This window comes from Paenibacillus glucanolyticus (genome assembly GCF_037333485.1).
GTDB classification, from domain to species: domain Bacteria; phylum Bacillota; class Bacilli; order Paenibacillales; family Paenibacillaceae; genus Paenibacillus_AQ; species Paenibacillus_AQ glucanolyticus.
This window is the reverse complement of sequence record NZ_CP147845.1, coordinates 1,318,203-1,334,671: the sequence shown is the minus strand read 5'-3', so window position 1 is coordinate 1,334,671 and position 16,469 is coordinate 1,318,203. Positions and strand designations below refer to the sequence as shown.

Genomic DNA, 16,469 nt, shown 5'->3' with positions numbered 1-16,469 from the left:
TTATTTATTCGTCAGATCCGTCTGATAAATACATTTTTTTCAGTAATGCCTCTTGCCTTAAGAAAATAGTTTTAGTAGCATCCATGATTACGTCCACTGTTTCTTTTTTCCCTTTTTTCAAGTTTACATCTTCGTAATCACTAAACTTCTCAGTAAGTAGATCTAACGGTTCTTCGATCCCATTATGTTCTGTAGTCGCTCGTAGTGACGATAAATAATCTCCACCTAGTTTTAGGAGTTCATTAACCTTTTGGTTAACTTTCGATACGTCTAATGAATCTGCACGTACCACTACTCTCATAGTATTCCCGCCAAGGGTATTTGCTAAAAACATATCTCCCAAAATTGATCGCTTTCCAGACTGTAATGATTGCAGGTTTTCCGGCATTTTGAAAGAGTATTCTAATTGCTTAATTCTAGCTGCATTCTTAAAACGATTAATTTTGGTCAAATCCGGAAGAATGCTCAATTTGAATTGTGTAAACCCTTCAGAAACTATGTTAGTTTGCCTAATTAACTTCCGAATAAATATCCCTAACTTATCATCATTTACCCCACCAATTTTCCTGTGCAGAACAAACGTATTGGTAAGTGGGTAATATGCGAATCCCGTGTTTACGATTGGTCCTTCATCTACTCCTGTGGCATATACCATTCTTGTACCGTCTAAGTTAGATGCTTCACCTTGTAACGTTGTATCTAACCTTTCAATAACTCCTATCCAGTAATTGTTCTGATTAACGGATTCCTTTCTCAGAAAGCTGATTCTAAGATATACTCCAGCAACCTCAACATTATGAACTTTTTTGGATTGAATTAAAGCATACTGATTTTCTAATAATTCATTTATCTTCCCCTTTAGTTTACTTGGCTCGGAAATACTAAAAAATGTACATGTTACTCTCTTCGTAGGCAAATAGACCCCTCCTGAAATGTGTCTTTATGACACCATTCTACAAAAAGGGTACATTTTCCTGCAAAAGAAATGCCGACTCGATCCGAGACGGCAAGTAAGGGGGAGATGAAAAAGCTACGAATAATCCGAACGGCAGGATTTGAACCCACACTACTTGCGCCCAAGGCAAGCGTGCTACCCAGCTACACTACATCCGGTTATAAAAAGAGACGGCCGCCTAACGGCTCGTTTGGTCCATTGCCGACCGTCTCCTTACATGAAGGGCACAATATCATTTTAGCAGGGGTTGACACGGAAAACAAGAACAAACGTTCGACATTTTAAAGTCATTTTACTGACATTATCGTGCCAAATTAATGTACTCGCTTTCTGCGACTCTTCGTCTACGGCTAATTGTCCGTTCTGTTAGCTGTAATTTATCCGCGATAACTGGGATCTCAACGCCATCTGCGTATATCAATCTTAACAGCTCCGCATCATTAGGCCGGTACTCTTCAAGTGTAGTTAAAAGAAAATCGATCCGCTCAACCTCAGCCTGCAGATCCTGCAACTCAGTTAGTCGCTCAATAATCGCTTCAATTCCATCCCGTACGTCATATCCTCTCGCAGCGATCACCTTCTGAACCTTTCTCCGCAGCTCCTGCAGCAGCTCCGTGTCTTCCGGATCCATCACTTGGGCTGGGACAGCTTGCTTCTGGGCTTTAACCCCAGCTGGGTAACTGGACATGTAGGCGTGAGCCACTGTTTCTAGCTCCTGTTCTCGTTTCGACAAATACATGTATGTCGGCAACCCGCGTAACCTCCCGTGCAGCTCCTGCAGTTGGTCATCCTCATTCAATCGGGAAACGGTGATTCCGGCACCAACGCTATACGTCGATAGTGCCTGTATGCGGGCTTTCTTCTGACGATATTGGGAAAGTTGCTCTATCACCTGTTGCTCAATTGTCATGATGCCTTCATCCTTTCTATTCTGGCTTTAACGGCTTCCATCAAGGCATCTTGTCCGGCGGCCTTGCGCTCCAATGCTGCCACGGCGTCCTCGTCCATTGTCCCCTCAGCTACCAGGCGGATAACTACGATGTTGTGACGTACTCCTTGACGGTGGACCCTTGCATTAGCCTGCTGGTCTTCCTCCAGGCTCCATATCTGATCAAACCAGACAACCGTCCTGCAGCTCGAATCTTGGAGGTTCAGGCCGTGACCGGCTGACTTCGGATGTAAAAGCAACAGCGGGATCTCGTCATTATTCCAAGCCCGGATATCCTCATTCCCGTCTTTACCTTTCCGTAGGATCCTCGCTTGTGGGAATCGTTCTTGGATCCGTGACAGGCTGTGCTTGAAATTGTAGAACACCATAACCGGCTTGCCGTTGGCCGCCTCGATCACGTCCTCCAGGGCGTCCAGCTTAGCCTCATGAATCAACTTGACGCCCTTTTCCTCATCGTACACTGCGCCACTGGCCATCTGCAGCAGCTTATTCGACAGGACAGCCGCAGTGTTGGCTACAACGTCCGCATCCATAAACGGAAGAAGCAGCTCCTTCTCCAGTTTCTTGTACATCTCCCGTGCTTTCGGGCTTAAAGGGATCTGAATCGTCCGATCAATCCGTTCAGGCAGCTCCAACCAATCTTCGGCTTTCATGCTGACCGCGATGTCAGAAATGGCCTCGTATACCCGTTCCTCTGCTTCTTGCTTGGCCTTCCATTCGTAGACCACATGGCCGCTACGGCTGCCTGGCGTGAAATAACGATCGCGATAACCGGTTATTGTCTTACCTAGTCGTTCCCCTTGATCGATCAGATACATCGGCGCCCATAGATCCATAAGACTGTTCGGGGCTGGCGTACCTGTCAGGCCGATCACACGCTTCATCATTGGCCGGACCCGGCGAAGGGCCTTGAAGCGTTTGGCCTGTGGGTTTTTGAAGCTGGAAAGCTCATCGATCACCACAGTATCAAAAGGCCACTGGCTGCCGTACTCGTTGACAAGCCACTCCACATTCTCCCGGTTGATCACGTAGATGTCCGCCTCTGCTTTCAAGGCTTTGCGTCGAACCGCAGCGCTCCCTAAAACCTTACTGATGCGAAGATGTCTCAGATGGTCCCACTTCTCAATCTCTCGGGCCCAAGTGTCATCTGCAACCCGTAAGGGTGCAATAACCAAAACACGACCAGCCTCGAAATAATCGCTCAGCAATAAGTCCATAGCGGTCAGGGTGCTAACGGTTTTGCCTAATCCCATTTCAAGCAGCAAGGCTATGAAGGGTGTGTCCAGGATCCGCTTGGTTGCATACTCCTGATACTGATGTGGTTTAAACTTCATTTGGTTCTCACCTCGTCTATAAACCGGTCAATGTCCTCGTTTGAATCAATTTTATAATGTCTGTGACCCAGGCTAAGCAGCTTTCTCTTCCAACGTTCCTGTAAGGGTTCCAGTTGCTTACCCGGTGCTTTCATCTCGATATATATCGTTTGACCGTTAGGAAGAAGGACAATCCGGTCCGGTACTCCTCGCTCTCCAGGGCTGACCCACTTTGGCGCTTCCCCGCCGATCTTTTTGACTTCACGGACCAAACGGCGTTCCAGTGTAGACTCTCTCATATTTGCTCCTTTCATCAGGTTGCCAAATTGCCCCCCTACACGCACGTACTGCGTTTTTACGCGTTTAAGTTATATTTCCGTATCTCTATATGGGTTAATTAATATTATTATTAAAATAGTAGAATTTACGGCAACCTTGGCAACGATAGCCCTTCAACCCTTGGTACGATTGGGGTTTCCGAGGTTTCCGAAGAATCAATTTCCCGGCAACTTTCGGCAACTCCGGCAACTGTTTACGGCAACCTTGGCAACCCTTCGGCAACCATCTACGGCAACCGCTCAAATACCCTTTGGACGCCATACCCCGGAACCTTCGCTTTCCCTTTTCGTTCAACCCACCCCGGAATATTACGCATGATGTCCATTATTTCTTTTGCCTCCCAGGTACGCATATCACCGCGTTTTTTACCAAGGCATTCGGTCCATATTTGGGCTGCACACACTCGATCCCGAAGGTCATCGGTAGGGCGTCCCATCTCATCCTCTAATGGCATATCAAGCCATTCCTGAATAATGCCTTCTCTCGGGTCACTCTCCATATGTGATGCTTGCTGCCGTTCTGCCTCTATGCGGGCTTCCTGATCGAGTTCCAAGGTTTCCCCCGCCTTAAACCAGCTCAATACCTCAGCCCATATTTGGCTCACTTCTTCCTCGGTTAATTCCTCCCAATGGCTTAAAGCAGCACGATCCGGGAATATCTCAATAGGCCAAAAACGACGATTCCCGGTTGCGTCCCGAAGAAAATCACGGGTATTCGTTGTTCCGAAGAAAACGCATTTCCGCGGGAACTCAGAAACCTGGCGATCGTAAGCCACCCGGTACCGGTCTTCTGTTTTGGATAAAAACGCCTTGACCTCTTCAACCTCAGTCTTTTTCATGGCCGACAGTTCGCCGATCTCGAAGATCCAGCCGCTCTGCAGGTGTTCGCCGGCTTCCTTATTCTCAAATGTCCGTAAGGAGTCAGAGAACCATTCACGGCCAAGCTTTGCAAGCAGGGAGCTTTTCCCGGCCCCCTGTGGCCCCACAAGAACCAACATCTGGTCAAACTTACATCCTGGACGGTAGAGCCTTGCAACGGCAGCCAGCAACATCTTCCGTGTCGCCTGCCTGGTGTAATGAATGTCGGATGCCCCCAGGTAATCAATAAAAATCCGTTCTGCCCGCGGCTGTCCGTCCCATACGGCGCTTTCGACATAGGACTTGATCGGATGGAACGTATTACGATGAACCACCTCGGTAAAGGCGTTCTGTATGGTCTTAGCTGAATTGATACCGTGAACCTTGGCAAACCAATGCTGAAGACGTTTATCATCTGCACCCAGCCAAGGCTCATAGGACCGACCAAGACGTTCCTTTTCACGCCACGGCAGAGCGCGTCGGATAACTTCGGTGTTACCGAAAGCGTCATAAGCCAGGACGTTCTTCCACGGCCCATGCGACAGCATGAGCTCTACGTTTCCCGCCGTCGGCAGTGGCTCCCCTGTCTTATGATGAATCTCTAGTTGATCCTCCCAATCCATTTCATCCGGGTCGTCCTCGTCACCGGGAAACTCGTCTGCCATTTCAGCGAAATCTGCTTGGCGCTCAGCGAAGACGAGCTTCTTTACCTCCGGCCGCTGCGCCGCCCACTGCTCCATTGCCAGGTGACTCGGCTTCTTCGCATCTGGCGTATGATCTTTCACTCGCTCGTCCAGATGGCCGAATTTATGAACTCGTACAAGGTCAAAAAGATTATAAGTGCGTCCGTCTGCGATCGGATCACTGTCCTGATGGGAAAATGCGAGATCCTGATCCGGATAGACTTCGAGCCCGTTACCGCTAGAGCCCTTTGTGTATGTGTAGCGATCTGGCATTGAGCCTTTTTCGTAAACATCAGATAAAAATGTTTCTATTCCTTCTTCAATGGTGAATGCCCTGCAGAAGAGGCCGATGGTCCCGAACTTCTCCCGAGGATCCTGCGCCCTCTTGGCTGCCAGTTGAGCGGGGGATTTATCCTCCGGATGCCGCGGCCAAGCCATGACATCTTGCCAATCGGCGTATTCATCGAGGATCCGATCCACAGAGAGCAGTTCCCCCTCGAAGACTTCCAAGACCGGATCCGCGTCCTTGCTGCAGCTCGGCAGGTACATAAGCCGGTGGACGTCAAACGTGGTTTTGTCGAAATACTCCATGCCGATATGCTCCGACAGTTTACGGCTGACGGCTGCATACTCATCGGGGCTCATGTTCCGATTCCCTGGTATGATCAGTCGATATTTCGGTTTCTCCGGCCGATGGCTGTGTGTGGAATAGATAACGTAGGCCGTCCCACCCAGCACAAGCTCGGCAGAAAATAAAAAATCATCGTCTCCGCGATCGACATCCAAAGTAATCAAGCTCCGGCTATCGACATTCTCCTTTTTCCGGCGCCCGGTGCGGACAAGCCCGCCAACAAAAGCGGGCCCATCCTTCACCTTACCGCGGGAGACATTGTTCATCTTGTCGTACTGGGCCATCGTCTCTGCTGTCCGCCGGACCTTCCGCAGCCGGTCCACGAACTCATCCCAGGTCAAATATTCAGTTTTCCAGTTCGTATCAGCCCGGTGCTTGCCGAAGCTAATGTCCAGTTCCTGCATGATGCCACCTCAATTACGTTCTATTTCAATCACAGGTAAATCTGTCAGTAGTTCCTTTTGATATGGGGGCAGGTCATAGAGCTCAACATAGCCCCGATCCTTGCCCCACAAATTGATATGATGTGTAATGATGAGTACGGAGGATCCTGTAGAAGTATCCAGGCTCATATTCCAATGCCGTTTCTTAAGCGATCGGATGAACCGGCGAAGCATCTCATAGTTTAGCGTGATGGAGCCGCCGTCCATCTGCAGAACGACCGGATCCCCTTTTACGTCCTTGATCATGTCAAACTGATGTAGTAGCTTCTCTCTATGCTCAGCATCAGATTGTCCAAAGCCGTATAACTCACGAACAACTTTAAGCTTTGACCCGATCTCTCCGCGCCTAGCCTGTAGCGCCTTATTGGTTCGTTGTTTAGCTGCTTTGCTTTGCGCCTTTTCTTCTGCTGAAAGAGGCCTCATTTCGGCACCCCAGGATAATAATCTTTCCGATCAGCATTAAGTAACGATTCCCAAGTGTCCTCTTCCATCATCCGTTTGGCTTCTTGGAGAGCCCAGATAACGACGTCAATAGATTCCGGTTTATCAAAGGTCATTCTTACAGGTGATTCTTCTGGAGTCGCTATGATCTTGTCGTTCGGCTCCCATTTCCCGATTGGCCGAGCTTCGTCATACTCCTGAAACACCACGACACCGCAAGGGTAATCTAGTTGTAGCAATCCTGGGGACACCTTGACGTCTCCTGAGCCCATTTCTATTTGCATTGTTCCATTGTGTTTGATTATTGGCATATTGCTTATTCCTCCCCAAGTGTTATTTCACAAACCGTCTTGCAAAACGTAACTGCTGTTCGATATATGGATCCGTACTCAGTCCGCCCATCGCCAGCCAGTCACCTATCCGCTTATTAATATCCTCCAGGACAACCATAGGCAGCTGATATGAGATTTTCAGGATCTCATCCATCGGATTTTCCATTGAGTTAACCCCTTTTCTCCCAGATTTCCACTTCTACTGGCCCGCAATAATAACCGCCACATCCTGGGCATAAAGGTTCTTCAATCTCATCGTCAGGTTTCTGCTCAAGCGCAAACCGCTGTTTACAGTCGTCACACTCAAAAGCTTCCCATTTCATAAAGCTTACCTCCTTGAAGGTGGCGGATCCGGCAAGGTCACATAGACCTCACCGATCAGCTCACCGTTATCGTCATATATCAAATCCCAAGGGATATCTTGAAAATACGGATCCTGGTTATGCATGATCACTCACCAATCACCTATACCAGGCTGCCTTTCTTTCTTATGGTCTGCCCTTGATCAAACTTGATGTAATAATCTTTAATTTTCTTCATTCTGTTCCAGATTGCCTGATGGCTTACGCCTGCCATGTTTCCAATCTGCCGATAGTTAAATCCTTTCATTACTAGCTCCACTACTTCACGATCACGAGGTTTGATGGTGCTAAGGAATTCATCAACAAATACCAATGAATTATCATCCTCAGATATTACTAGGAAATGAGAGTTTGATTTTTCACCCTCCGTACCTGACATATAGTTAGTTTGGGGTCTATCAATTTCATAAATATTTAATGATGCCAGATACTCCATTGCTGTCTGAACGTAAGAAACGGGCTTCCCAAGCAATTTTGCAATTTTCTCCAAGGGTTCTATCTCTAAACCTTCGCGATATATTTTGTTAGCTAATGTAACGGCATGGGCTGGAAATCTAATCCGAGTCCCCCGCCGAGCTAGAAAATTTTGTAGATATCCTGCTACAGTAGCAAATGCGAAAGTTGAGAAAGCATAGCCTTTCTTTGGATCAAACCTCTCATAAGCTTTCAAGAGGCCAATTTGGGCTTCTGCAACAAGATCTTCATAATCAATAGCGGGGTCTAGGACTTGCCTATGATATCTCCCAGCCAACCTGTGAACCATACCATTATGTTTTTCAATATCTTCATTAGTGAGAGCATGTTCCATTAAGCTCAATCCTTTTTATAAAAGTCCGTCTCGAATGCTTCGGCCCGAAGCGGAAGCCCCGGCGCCCATTCGATCGGCTGCCCCATAATTTCAGTTATCTCGTTTAATGAGTCCCTGCCATTGTCGTAAGGCTCATCGACTATGACCTCATCATGGACATGCATCCGGGTTTCAAAGCCCGCAGCGTCTAAGCGAAGCATGCTCACTGCCAGACAGTCCCGGCTGATCGCCTGCACAATGTTCTCGACCAATTTTGGCCCGTAAGTGTCAATCTTGCCCCATGTCTTCTTTGTCTGGTCCACGCCATCATAGATCAATGCCGGCTTATCGAACTTCCCGTCAACAATGCGAGGGTTTACGTAGGCCAAGCGACGACCGGATGGCAGCCGGATAAATAGATAGCCACCTTCGCAGTAAAACGTCAGACCATACTGCATCTTGATCATTCTTCGCTCCTGGACAGCTGTCATCGCAGCCCTGTCCACGTCCCACCAAAGCTGTGTAATCTTCGGATTAGCTGCGCGCCATGTCTTTACGAGTGGCGGCAGCTCATCTTGAGATAAACCCATCTTAAGGGCCCCCATCTGTTCCAGAGCGCCAACAGCGCCGCCATAACCCAATGCAAGCTCCGCGATCTTCCCTTTTTGACGTAAGTCCTTGGTGATTTCATCAAGGGTCAAGTGGAACATCTGCGCCGCAGAGGCTTCATAAATCTTGCCGTGGGTCTTGAATACCTCCAGCCTCCAAGTCTCACCCGCCAGCCAAGCTATCGCCCGCGCCTCGATCGCTGAGAAGTCTGAAACGATAAAGCGACATCCCGGCGAAGGAATGAAGGCCGTCCGGATCAGCTGAGACAAGACAAAGGGTGGAGCCCCGAACAACATTTCCAGCAGCTCATAATCTCCGGACAACAGGAGATCCCTTGCAAGGTTCAAGTCCGGCAGTTTGTTCTGCGGGAGATTCTGCACCTGCACCAACCTTCCCGCCCAGCGCCCCGTTCGGTTTGCGCCATAGAACTGTAGCAATCCCCTAACCCGGTCGTCCTGGCAGCGTGCGCGCTGCATGGCTTCGAACTTCTTTACCGATGTTTTGGACAGCTGCTGCCGGAGCTTCAGCATCGTTTTAACCTTTTCACTCTTCGCTTCTTTGATCAGACCCGGTATAGTGTCTTTGGTTAAGCCGTCGATCTGGATCCCTTCCTCTTCCTCCAGCCAGGCCTTCAACTGCGCCGGGCTATTCGGATTGTCCAGACCAGTGAGCTCCTTGGCCTCCTGAACCGTTCGAATCTTAAAAGCTTCATCACATTCAATGGCCCGAGTATCTAGCTCCGGATGAAGCTGTATTCCGTTATCATTAATCTTCTGATCCAACGCCCAGAGCTTATGTTCAAATACGGATATCTCATATTTCTCGATTTTCTTTCGAACTGCCCGTTCTGCCTCCACGTCCTGCCGGTTGTACTCCTTGTACTGCTGCCACTTCTCAGGGTCATGGTATGGGAGGTTACGGGTCCGCCCGCCGTTTACCTTCGTTGGCTTGCATGGCGTTGAGAAGTATTTGATCAGGGCCTTACCTGCGCTGTCCTTCTGTTCTTCCACTTTCAACACCTTGGCAACTCCGGCCAGATCTCCAGGTAACCCCAAGGTAAGGGCATGAACGCTTGAGCAGCGCCATTGTTCCGGCGGCATCGGTACACCCAAGTATTTTGCTAGTGCTGTGCGTTCGAAGTTCGCGTTGAAAGCTGTTTTAATAATTGTTGGATCAGTCAGGGCGGTCATCACATCATCAGGAAGCTCCTCGAAGTCTGTAAAATCAACCACCTGCACCGGCTCATCGTCCCAAGCATAAGCGAACAAGAGGATTTCAAAGTCAGGCGCCTCGACGTATGGATACACGCCGGATTTTTTAATATCAATGCTGCTGTATGTTTCAAGGTCGATCTGCAGTAGGGTCATATCACTTTCTCCCGTTAGAATTTTGCGGTTATAAAAAGGGGCCTGTATCCCAAGCCCCTCCAAAGAAGTAAATTGATTAGTTCAAGTAATCGTCATCGTCACTGATGTCCACAATGTCGTCGAAGTCTTCACTTGCAAAGTCGTCGTTCAAGCTACTCCGGCCACCTAAGAAATCACCATCCTGCACTTTAACGAGGTTGTTCAGCCCTGCCGCAACGCCACGGTTTCCTTTAGCATCAAACGGGTAGAAGTTTAAACTCACTTTGGCATAGCAGCCGGAATACACTTCGGTTGTATCCGTAATCTCTTGAAACTTGGTTTTTCCGTTGCTGTCCTTACCGATCGGCTTAGCAATCCCGGGCTTGTTCTTGCTTGAGGCGTTCAGGAAGTAATGGCCGGCATACGCTTCATCATCTGGCCGTTCTTCGTCTCCGTCACGCAGCGGAGTCTTGCAGTTTGCCGGGATCTTCCCGCCCCATTTGCTCTTTCCAAGTTCCTTAGCAGCGTCAACTGCTGCCTTGATCTTGCGAAGCGTTTCCTTATCGGTCTTCGGGATCAAAATCGCTGTGCTGTACTTCTCATCCCCACCGTCGATAGATTGTGGTTCAAACACGTGAGTATAAGAGAGACGTACCATTCCCGTGATTACTTTGGTTGATTGATTATCGATTGCCATATGTTCATTTCTCCTTTTATTTGAGTGATTTATTTTGGTGTGATCAGTGTGCTCAATACCAACTTGCCCTTTTTAAATTCAATCTCGTGATGATCCACATCTCCGTATTCGTCCACTGAGAAAATACGGTTGATTTCAATGTCATCTTCCAGACCGCCACGAGAAGCTAATACCCCGGCATAATGGATAACCTCTCGTTCTGAGTTGTGAGTTACCATTCGTTGCTCGTTATAACTGCTCTTGTTGGTTTCAACGATTACATACAGACGATTCATACTTCAAACTCCTCTCCAGCAAAGTCCTGATCCACGCTATTCAGCTCCGGCCGTTTGTCCGTCTCTGGCACCAGCACCGGTTTACCTGGAGGCTTCACGATCAGACCGTCCAACAAGGAAGCAAGTTCCTTTTTGCCGATCTTCTTCTCCAGATCGCCAATGCCAAGCAACTCCTGCGGCTTGAGATACTTTTCAGCTTCAAGCTCAGCTGACTCCAAGGCCTTACGAGCGGCAGCCTTATCAGTAATGGACCGATTGCTCCGTCCTTCCACCAGTTTCCACGATGGAATCCTTGCGCCGGCTTTAGCCTGGCCGAAGGCGTACTCCTCTACGTCCTTTGCCCACACTTTCAATTGCTCAGCTACAAATAAAACCGAGCCGATTTCGTCCATGGATAGAAGAGCTGGATCTTGAAACTCATACGCCAAGGCCTTCATATTCTCATCAGCCCGTGCACGGCAGTTCCCCTTAACTTTGCACCACCTGCAATGGCTACCAGGCAAAAATCCACCTTCGCCAGCGTCGGCCAGTGCAGCTGCAGGCTTAACAACGACTTCCGCCCATTCAATCAGCTCGCCAAGTGGAAGGGTATCGGTACTGACGCTATCGAGGCGTGGCTGGACGATCGTCATGCTAACCTCGTTGATCGAATAAAGATAATTCCAATTCGACCAGGCGCCTAGGCCATACAACCGGAGCTGAGGGTTACCGATCGCACTGACCGGCACGCCCTTCCCGTATTTCAGATCTATGACCTCCAGCACGCCGTCCGAAATGAGCACAACGTCGCCGGTGCCGTATCCATCAGGCACCCACTCCGTAAAGTCCAGGCGCTCCTCCAGCAGAATAACCGCATCAGATGAACGGGCCTTGGCTGCCATGAAATGCTCCTCTACGGCCTCCACATAGGCAGCCACAGCGTCCTCCATTTCCGGTCCGTAATAGGAGTTGTTCTTCTTAAAATCTTCCACGGCCTTATCAAGTCGTTTTCGCTCAGCCGCATTACAAGGTGTTAGCCTCCGGCGTAGGATCAGCTCAGACAACTCATGGGCCGCGGTTCCTTCATCGGCAAACTCGCTACGTTTATCGTGGATGCTCTCCTGCAGCCGGGCGCTGGGCGGACAGTTTATCCACTGATCCGCCTTGGACGCACCCAATAAGGCATGAGCCCGTTCAGCATGCGCTGGCTGCGTCATAGAGCCTCCAGCTCAGCCATGAAGGCGATCCGTTTCTCTTCAGGGACGTCCGAGATCGACGCGCTTTCAAACTTGCCCAGCAGCTCCTTGATGGCCGGCTTCTTCTTAGGATCTTTGCCGACTTCCTGCGCTTTAGCCCGGAGCTCGACAACGGTTGGAATTTCTTCTCCCTCTGTCGAATGACCATCCGTCCCGGTTTCGTCGTCAGGGGTGTTTGTCTCAACCGACGTTTCCTTCTGCTGTTCTTTCTTCACTTCGTTGGTTTTACGGGTGCGCTGCTTAGGCTCTTCCGAAACGGTAGCAGACGGAGCAGCTGCCCCGCCGAATGCAGCGGACAATGTAGCAAATTCCTCTATGGCTTGTGCGGCGTTATCGCCGTTAATCGTAATTTGTACTGGCATTTATAAGTCCTCCTGATATTTAAATTATTTGTTTTTTTTTACTTATCGATCGTAGAGCTCAACAACTGACTTAATGCAGCCTGTACAGATCAATTTAGAATCGAAAGGCTTTAAATTCTCAGGTTCTGTCTTCCCACAGATGAAGCAGCCAGGGGTATATTTCTTGATAATGATTGCATTCCCATCAGTGAAGATTTCCATGGGACTTCCATCGACTATGTCGAGAACTCGACGCAGCTCCTTCGGAACAACTACGCGGCCGAGCGAATCAAGATAACGGACAATTCCAGTAGCTTTCATATTGCAACTCCTCTCGGCCAGTGTTAAACTGACCATAACTTATAGAAATTTTTGTGCAGTTTGACGGGTCCTAAGCCGTTCAAGCTGCATTTTTCTTTTTAATACGTGAAGCCAAGCTGACATATTGCCGCCGATACACTTCCCGGAGCAGTGAAGACTTTGTTGACTCGATCAGTTCCATCAGGTTTTTACAGCTGCGGATCCGTAACCTCGTGTTCACCTTCCTGGTTCACCTCCCTTCCAGCAATAATTGTTACGGCCCTGATCTTCTCGATAAGACATTTTCCCGAGCAAACTAACTCATGGCCGATCTTTGTCACTGGCTGCCCGAAGTAGATTTCCTTACCGCATAATTCATTAGCGCAATAATCAATGATTTCATCTTCCGCTGTCAGACTTAAAACCTTGCTCATTTAATTGTCCCCTCTCATCCTGTCATAGCTTTTTTCCGATTAGCTTGAACCTCTCTGATCTCCTCAGAATGGTTCAGAATGATTTTCGCCGCTAGTTTATGGAGTTGAATCCAAGCACTTTCCGACATTCCTGCAGGTCTACCTTCGAATTGTTGCGGAGTTTGCTTTCCAGCCATGTGATTGTCTCCTTGTTGAATATTTGGTTTTCAAAGATCAGCCTACTTTTCTGATGAGCGAGTATAAATCCGGAGGGATAATTTCCTTAATAGCCGCCAGCCTCAATTTTTCAGCGTTAACACCTAAGACCTCAGCAAGTGCTATATTCACAGGATCCTTTGCTGGTGCCATCTTGCCGTTTTGAAGCTTACTTAAGGTTGTCCGGTCCAGATTAATGCCCTTCTGCTTTAAACGCCTGCAAATCTGGCCTAATGAAAGGTCAGCTTCATCTATTGACTTCTTGAGAAACGAAGCGTAAGTCAACCCGATCACCTCCTTCCATTCACTTTTCAGTTACACAGAAATCATAATGTAAATAATCATTTACCTGTTGGTGACTAAATCATAAATCCTTTGATCATTGATGTCAATAAACATTTACTTAACTAATCAAAAAAACGTTGAATATTTATTCAACAGTGTGGTAATATTAGTAACAAATATCAGACGAGGCGGTGCGGGTGTTGAGATACTCAGATTTGCTTAATCAATACATCGAAGAAAGTGGTCTAACATTAGGAGAAATAGCTAAAGGAATTAACGATCTTGGAGTTAAAGCGGAACGCTCATACATATCGATGTTGAAGAATAACAAAACAAAAAACCCTGCTTCCGAAGAAGTTAACAGGGCTCTGGCAACAGTAACCGGCGGAGATCCCGATCGTTTGGTTTTCGCTGCTTTTATTGATAAAGCTCCCGAATCCATGAAAAAGATATTAGAGAGCATCAATGATTTAGATACTTTTCTAGATGAGTTTATGAGAAAAACTAAAATCAACTTGGATGAGAATCTGGTGAAATCACAGTTAAAAGCAATGGGCATGTCAGATGAAGAATTAGCAGCCTTGAAAATAGCTACGGATGATATTTTGAGAGTCATGTCTTTCGAAGAGAAATTAGAATTTTTGAAAGTCTTCATTGATGATGCCATTAAACAGAAAAAAGCGTTCAATGAATATTTAACAGAGCTACAGGGAGTTAATCCTTCTCTCCAGGGAAATGTCGTTCCGTTTGATTCGGGATCCATGTTGAAGATCCCCCTTGTCGGTAAGATCGCAGCCGGAACCCCTATAGACAGAATTGAGAATATTGAAGGTTACACTTTAGTTGATCCATATATCTTGCGAGGCAATGATGGATTCGCCCTTGAAGTTAAAGGCGATAGCATGTCTGGAGACAGAATTTTTAACGGCGATCTCGTTATTGTTTCGAAGCAAGATGAAGTTTCTCCGAGCGATATTGCCGTGGTTGTAGTTGATAATGAGTCCGTAACCTTAAAGAGAGTTCGTCGGGAAGGTAGCCAGTGCCTGCTCATTCCGTCAAACCCAACTATGCAGCCTAGTCTCGTCCCTGCAGAACAAGTAAAGATAATTGGAAAAGTCGTTGAGGTTAAATTCTGGCCAAAATGAGGTGATACCCAATGAGCATCCGTAAGTTTTTGAAAGTTGCTTTATATATTCGTGTGTCAACAGATAAACAAGCCGAGGATGGCTTTTCAGTGGACGGGCAGTTAAACAGACTGGGTAGTTTTGCCGAATCTCAAGATTGGGAAGTGTACGACACATACATTGATGATGGATATTCAGCTAAGGATCTGGAACGGCCAGAGATTCAACGATTAATGAGAGATATGGAAGAGAAAAAATTTGACATTGTATTAGTGTACAAACTTGATCGGCTGACCAGATCAGTGTCAGACCTTCACAAGCTTTTAAAGACCTTTGATTTACATGGAGTAAAATTTAAGTCAGCTACGGAGATATTTGAAACAACTACTGCAATGGGACGCTTTTTTATAACCCTGGTCGGGGCTATGGCAGAGTGGGAACGCGAAACGATTTCCGAGCGCGTCCGATTCGGCGTCGAACAAATGGTTAAGGAAGGTAAACGACCAGGAGGAATAATTCCCTACGGATATACGCAGGACGAGGTTATCATACCTGAAGAACGAAGTATAATCCGAGAAGCTAGGCGCTTATACCATACTGGACTCGGCTATAAATCTATAGCGATGCGATTAAACAGCAAGGGTCTCCTAAGGCGTGGGAAAGAGTGGACGTCCGCAACTGTATCTTATACCATAGAAAACCCTTATTATGCTGGGATCATTAGACTTGGATCTAAGACGCCAGAAGGTACCTACGTCAATTCCAAAAGAGATGAACGAGTAAACTGTGTTTACGGTACAGGTTCACATGAACCAATATTCACAGCCGAAGAGTACCAAGAAACCAAAGATCTAATGGAACGAAGAACAAGCGGAGGCTTTAGTCGGAATAAGGTCTATTGGTTTTCTGGAGTATTACGATGCGGTCGTTGCGGTGCAGCTATGTTCGGAAGACTAACGAATAAGAGGTCCTTGAGATCAGGAGAGACTGTTAGGACGCAATATTATATTTGTTCAAACAAACACTCCAACAATTCCTGCGACATGCCCACGTTTCGGCAGATACATGTAGAACATTTGGTTAAGAGCTACATCCAGAAAATAAAACTTGATACGGAATTAATCGATACGGAGACTAATAACGCTATATCCGAACGATCCAAGAATGAAGATGAAATCCAATTAGCTAAAAAGGATTTGGCAAAAATTTTAAAGCGCAAGGAAAAGTGGCAATACATGTTTGTTGAAGGGTTGATTTCAAAGGAAGATGTCCGTAAGCGAATCACTGATGAGGAAGAGCAGGAAAAAGAGCTTAAGTTAAAGATTGCAGAGATTCAAAACAACTACTCAGGCGTGCCAAAATTAGAAGTGCTATCAGAAATGGAAGAGCTCTGGGACATCTCAGATGATGAAGAGAAGAAAGAACTAGTTTATACCACATTTAAAAAGATCGCCCTGAATACAAATTTAACCAAAGTTAAAGGCGTCAAAAATAAATTCTTCGATGCATATATTGATGATGTCGTTTTCAATTAAT

Annotated in this window: 22 protein-coding genes and 1 tRNA gene; 2 read left to right on the top strand and 21 right to left on the bottom strand. The window is 47.3% G+C overall.

The genetic code is table 11. From position 1 onward, the window contains the following. Positions 1 to 4: 4 nt before the first annotated feature. The 21 genes from WDY75_RS06490 to WDY75_RS06390 all read right to left on the bottom strand — a co-directional run bounded on the left by WDY75_RS06490 (position 5) and on the right by WDY75_RS06390 (position 13,809). Positions 5 to 916 (bottom strand): hypothetical protein, encoded by a 912-nt coding sequence (locus WDY75_RS06490; protein ID WP_063479157.1) that lies wholly within the window; start codon positions 914 to 916, stop codon positions 5 to 7. 124 nt (positions 917 to 1,040) lie between these two features. After that, positions 1,041 to 1,113 (bottom strand) — tRNA-Pro (locus WDY75_RS06485). A 143-nt stretch (positions 1,114 to 1,256) separates the two neighbouring features. Beyond that, positions 1,257 to 1,865 carry a hypothetical protein gene (locus WDY75_RS06480; protein WP_063479156.1) on the bottom strand — a complete coding sequence of 203 codons (609 nt, stop codon included), beginning with the start codon at positions 1,863 to 1,865 and terminating at the stop codon, positions 1,257 to 1,259. Continuing rightward, positions 1,862 to 3,238, bottom strand: coding sequence for a DEAD/DEAH box helicase (locus WDY75_RS06475; RefSeq protein ID WP_338841975.1), 1,377 nt, complete (start codon positions 3,236 to 3,238; stop codon positions 1,862 to 1,864). Before WDY75_RS06475 ends, WDY75_RS06480 begins: the two co-directional genes overlap by 4 nt. Beyond that, entirely contained in the window at positions 3,235 to 3,516 is a 282-nt protein-coding gene (locus tag WDY75_RS06470) for a VRR-NUC domain-containing protein (protein ID WP_338841974.1), read from the bottom strand. Before WDY75_RS06470 ends, WDY75_RS06475 begins: the two co-directional genes overlap by 4 nt. Before the next feature lie 266 nt (positions 3,517 to 3,782). After that, complete coding sequence (locus WDY75_RS06465; RefSeq protein ID WP_338841973.1) at positions 3,783 to 6,131, bottom strand: virulence-associated E family protein; 2,349 nt, start codon at positions 6,129 to 6,131, stop codon at positions 3,783 to 3,785. Between the two features lie 9 nt (positions 6,132 to 6,140). Further along, on the bottom strand, positions 6,141 to 6,593 hold the full coding sequence (locus WDY75_RS06460; RefSeq protein WP_338841972.1) for a hypothetical protein: 453 nt from the start codon (positions 6,591 to 6,593) through the stop codon (positions 6,141 to 6,143). Continuing rightward, positions 6,590 to 6,922, bottom strand: a complete 333-nt coding sequence (locus tag WDY75_RS06455) for a hypothetical protein (RefSeq protein WP_338841971.1) — start codon at positions 6,920 to 6,922, stop codon at positions 6,590 to 6,592. Before WDY75_RS06455 ends, WDY75_RS06460 begins: the two co-directional genes overlap by 4 nt. 22 nt (positions 6,923 to 6,944) lie before the next feature. Further along, positions 6,945 to 7,109: a DUF6877 family protein gene (locus WDY75_RS06450; protein WP_338841970.1), complete on the bottom strand. Its 165-nt coding sequence runs from the start codon at positions 7,107 to 7,109 to the stop codon at positions 6,945 to 6,947. Positions 7,110 to 7,113: 4 nt separating this feature from the next. Continuing rightward, positions 7,114 to 7,266 (bottom strand): hypothetical protein, encoded by a 153-nt coding sequence (locus tag WDY75_RS06445; RefSeq protein WP_338841969.1) that lies wholly within the window; start codon positions 7,264 to 7,266, stop codon positions 7,114 to 7,116. Positions 7,267 to 7,271: 5 nt separating this feature from the next. Further along, the gene (locus WDY75_RS06440) at positions 7,272 to 7,397 is read right to left on the bottom strand and encodes a hypothetical protein (RefSeq protein WP_338841968.1); all 126 of its coding nucleotides are present in this window, start codon (positions 7,395 to 7,397) and stop codon (positions 7,272 to 7,274) included. Between the two features lie 11 nt (positions 7,398 to 7,408). Next, on the bottom strand, positions 7,409 to 8,113 hold the full coding sequence (locus WDY75_RS06435) for a sigma-70 family RNA polymerase sigma factor (RefSeq protein WP_338841966.1): 705 nt from the start codon (positions 8,111 to 8,113) through the stop codon (positions 7,409 to 7,411). 5 nt (positions 8,114 to 8,118) lie between these two features. Then, on the bottom strand, positions 8,119 to 10,068 hold the full coding sequence (locus tag WDY75_RS06430) for a DNA polymerase (RefSeq protein ID WP_338841965.1): 1,950 nt from the start codon (positions 10,066 to 10,068) through the stop codon (positions 8,119 to 8,121). 76 nt (positions 10,069 to 10,144) lie between these two features. Beyond that, positions 10,145 to 10,744 (bottom strand): DUF2815 family protein, encoded by a 600-nt coding sequence (locus WDY75_RS06425; RefSeq protein WP_338841964.1) that lies wholly within the window; start codon positions 10,742 to 10,744, stop codon positions 10,145 to 10,147. A 29-nt stretch (positions 10,745 to 10,773) separates the two neighbouring features. Continuing rightward, complete coding sequence (locus WDY75_RS06420; protein WP_338841963.1) at positions 10,774 to 11,019, bottom strand: hypothetical protein; 246 nt, start codon at positions 11,017 to 11,019, stop codon at positions 10,774 to 10,776. Then, complete coding sequence (locus WDY75_RS06415) at positions 11,016 to 12,215, bottom strand: DUF2800 domain-containing protein (protein WP_338841962.1); 1,200 nt, start codon at positions 12,213 to 12,215, stop codon at positions 11,016 to 11,018. Before WDY75_RS06415 ends, WDY75_RS06420 begins: the two co-directional genes overlap by 4 nt. Continuing rightward, positions 12,212 to 12,616: a hypothetical protein gene (locus WDY75_RS06410; protein ID WP_338841961.1), complete on the bottom strand. Its 405-nt coding sequence runs from the start codon at positions 12,614 to 12,616 to the stop codon at positions 12,212 to 12,214. Before WDY75_RS06410 ends, WDY75_RS06415 begins: the two co-directional genes overlap by 4 nt. 42 nt (positions 12,617 to 12,658) lie before the next feature. Further along, on the bottom strand, positions 12,659 to 12,916 hold the full coding sequence (locus WDY75_RS06405; RefSeq protein WP_338841960.1) for an AbrB/MazE/SpoVT family DNA-binding domain-containing protein: 258 nt from the start codon (positions 12,914 to 12,916) through the stop codon (positions 12,659 to 12,661). Positions 12,917 to 13,104: 188 nt separating this feature from the next. Beyond that, on the bottom strand, positions 13,105 to 13,329 hold the full coding sequence (locus tag WDY75_RS06400) for a hypothetical protein (protein ID WP_338841959.1): 225 nt from the start codon (positions 13,327 to 13,329) through the stop codon (positions 13,105 to 13,107). A 14-nt stretch (positions 13,330 to 13,343) separates the two neighbouring features. Next, a complete protein-coding gene (locus WDY75_RS06395) occupies positions 13,344 to 13,505 on the bottom strand; it encodes a hypothetical protein (protein WP_338841958.1) in 162 nt (53 codons plus the stop codon). 37 nt (positions 13,506 to 13,542) lie between these two features. After that, positions 13,543 to 13,809, bottom strand: a complete 267-nt coding sequence (locus WDY75_RS06390; protein WP_338841957.1) for a helix-turn-helix transcriptional regulator — start codon at positions 13,807 to 13,809, stop codon at positions 13,543 to 13,545. A gap of 200 nt (positions 13,810 to 14,009) precedes the next feature. Between WDY75_RS06390 and WDY75_RS06385 the strand changes: the two genes are divergently transcribed. Further along, on the top strand, positions 14,010 to 14,954 hold the full coding sequence (locus WDY75_RS06385; protein ID WP_338841956.1) for a LexA family transcriptional regulator: 945 nt from the start codon (positions 14,010 to 14,012) through the stop codon (positions 14,952 to 14,954). Positions 14,955 to 14,965: 11 nt separating this feature from the next. Beyond that, on the top strand, positions 14,966 to 16,468 hold the full coding sequence (locus WDY75_RS06380) for a recombinase family protein (RefSeq protein ID WP_338841955.1): 1,503 nt from the start codon (positions 14,966 to 14,968) through the stop codon (positions 16,466 to 16,468). The last annotated feature ends 1 nt before the right edge of the window (position 16,469 follow it).

Excerpts from the sequence above, each read along its gene's own strand:
- WDY75_RS06480 (WP_063479156.1), bottom strand. The coding sequence starts at position 1,865 with ATGACAATTGAGCAACAGGTGATAGAGCAACTTTCCCAATATCGTCAG.
- WDY75_RS06475 (WP_338841975.1), bottom strand. The coding sequence starts at position 3,238 with ATGAAGTTTAAACCACATCAGTATCAGGAGTATGCAACCAAGCGGATC.
- WDY75_RS06470 (WP_338841974.1), bottom strand. The coding sequence starts at position 3,516 with ATGAGAGAGTCTACACTGGAACGCCGTTTGGTCCGTGAAGTCAAAAAG.
- WDY75_RS06465 (WP_338841973.1), bottom strand. The coding sequence starts at position 6,131 with ATGCAGGAACTGGACATTAGCTTCGGCAAGCACCGGGCTGATACGAAC.
- WDY75_RS06460 (WP_338841972.1), bottom strand. The coding sequence starts at position 6,593 with ATGAGGCCTCTTTCAGCAGAAGAAAAGGCGCAAAGCAAAGCAGCTAAA.
- WDY75_RS06455 (WP_338841971.1), bottom strand. The coding sequence starts at position 6,922 with ATGCCAATAATCAAACACAATGGAACAATGCAAATAGAAATGGGCTCA.
- WDY75_RS06450 (WP_338841970.1), bottom strand. The coding sequence starts at position 7,109 with ATGGAAAATCCGATGGATGAGATCCTGAAAATCTCATATCAGCTGCCT.
- WDY75_RS06445 (WP_338841969.1), bottom strand. The coding sequence starts at position 7,266 with ATGAAATGGGAAGCTTTTGAGTGTGACGACTGTAAACAGCGGTTTGCG.
- WDY75_RS06435 (WP_338841966.1), bottom strand. The coding sequence starts at position 8,113 with ATGGAACATGCTCTCACTAATGAAGATATTGAAAAACATAATGGTATG.
- WDY75_RS06430 (WP_338841965.1), bottom strand. The coding sequence starts at position 10,068 with ATGACCCTACTGCAGATCGACCTTGAAACATACAGCAGCATTGATATT.
- WDY75_RS06425 (WP_338841964.1), bottom strand. The coding sequence starts at position 10,744 with ATGGCAATCGATAATCAATCAACCAAAGTAATCACGGGAATGGTACGT.
- WDY75_RS06420 (WP_338841963.1), bottom strand. The coding sequence starts at position 11,019 with ATGAATCGTCTGTATGTAATCGTTGAAACCAACAAGAGCAGTTATAAC.
- WDY75_RS06415 (WP_338841962.1), bottom strand. The coding sequence starts at position 12,215 with ATGACGCAGCCAGCGCATGCTGAACGGGCTCATGCCTTATTGGGTGCG.
- WDY75_RS06410 (WP_338841961.1), bottom strand. The coding sequence starts at position 12,616 with ATGCCAGTACAAATTACGATTAACGGCGATAACGCCGCACAAGCCATA.
- WDY75_RS06405 (WP_338841960.1), bottom strand. The coding sequence starts at position 12,916 with ATGAAAGCTACTGGAATTGTCCGTTATCTTGATTCGCTCGGCCGCGTA.
- WDY75_RS06400 (WP_338841959.1), bottom strand. The coding sequence starts at position 13,329 with ATGAGCAAGGTTTTAAGTCTGACAGCGGAAGATGAAATCATTGATTAT.
- WDY75_RS06395 (WP_338841958.1), bottom strand. The coding sequence starts at position 13,505 with ATGGCTGGAAAGCAAACTCCGCAACAATTCGAAGGTAGACCTGCAGGA.
- WDY75_RS06380 (WP_338841955.1), top strand. The coding sequence starts at position 14,966 with ATGAGCATCCGTAAGTTTTTGAAAGTTGCTTTATATATTCGTGTGTCA.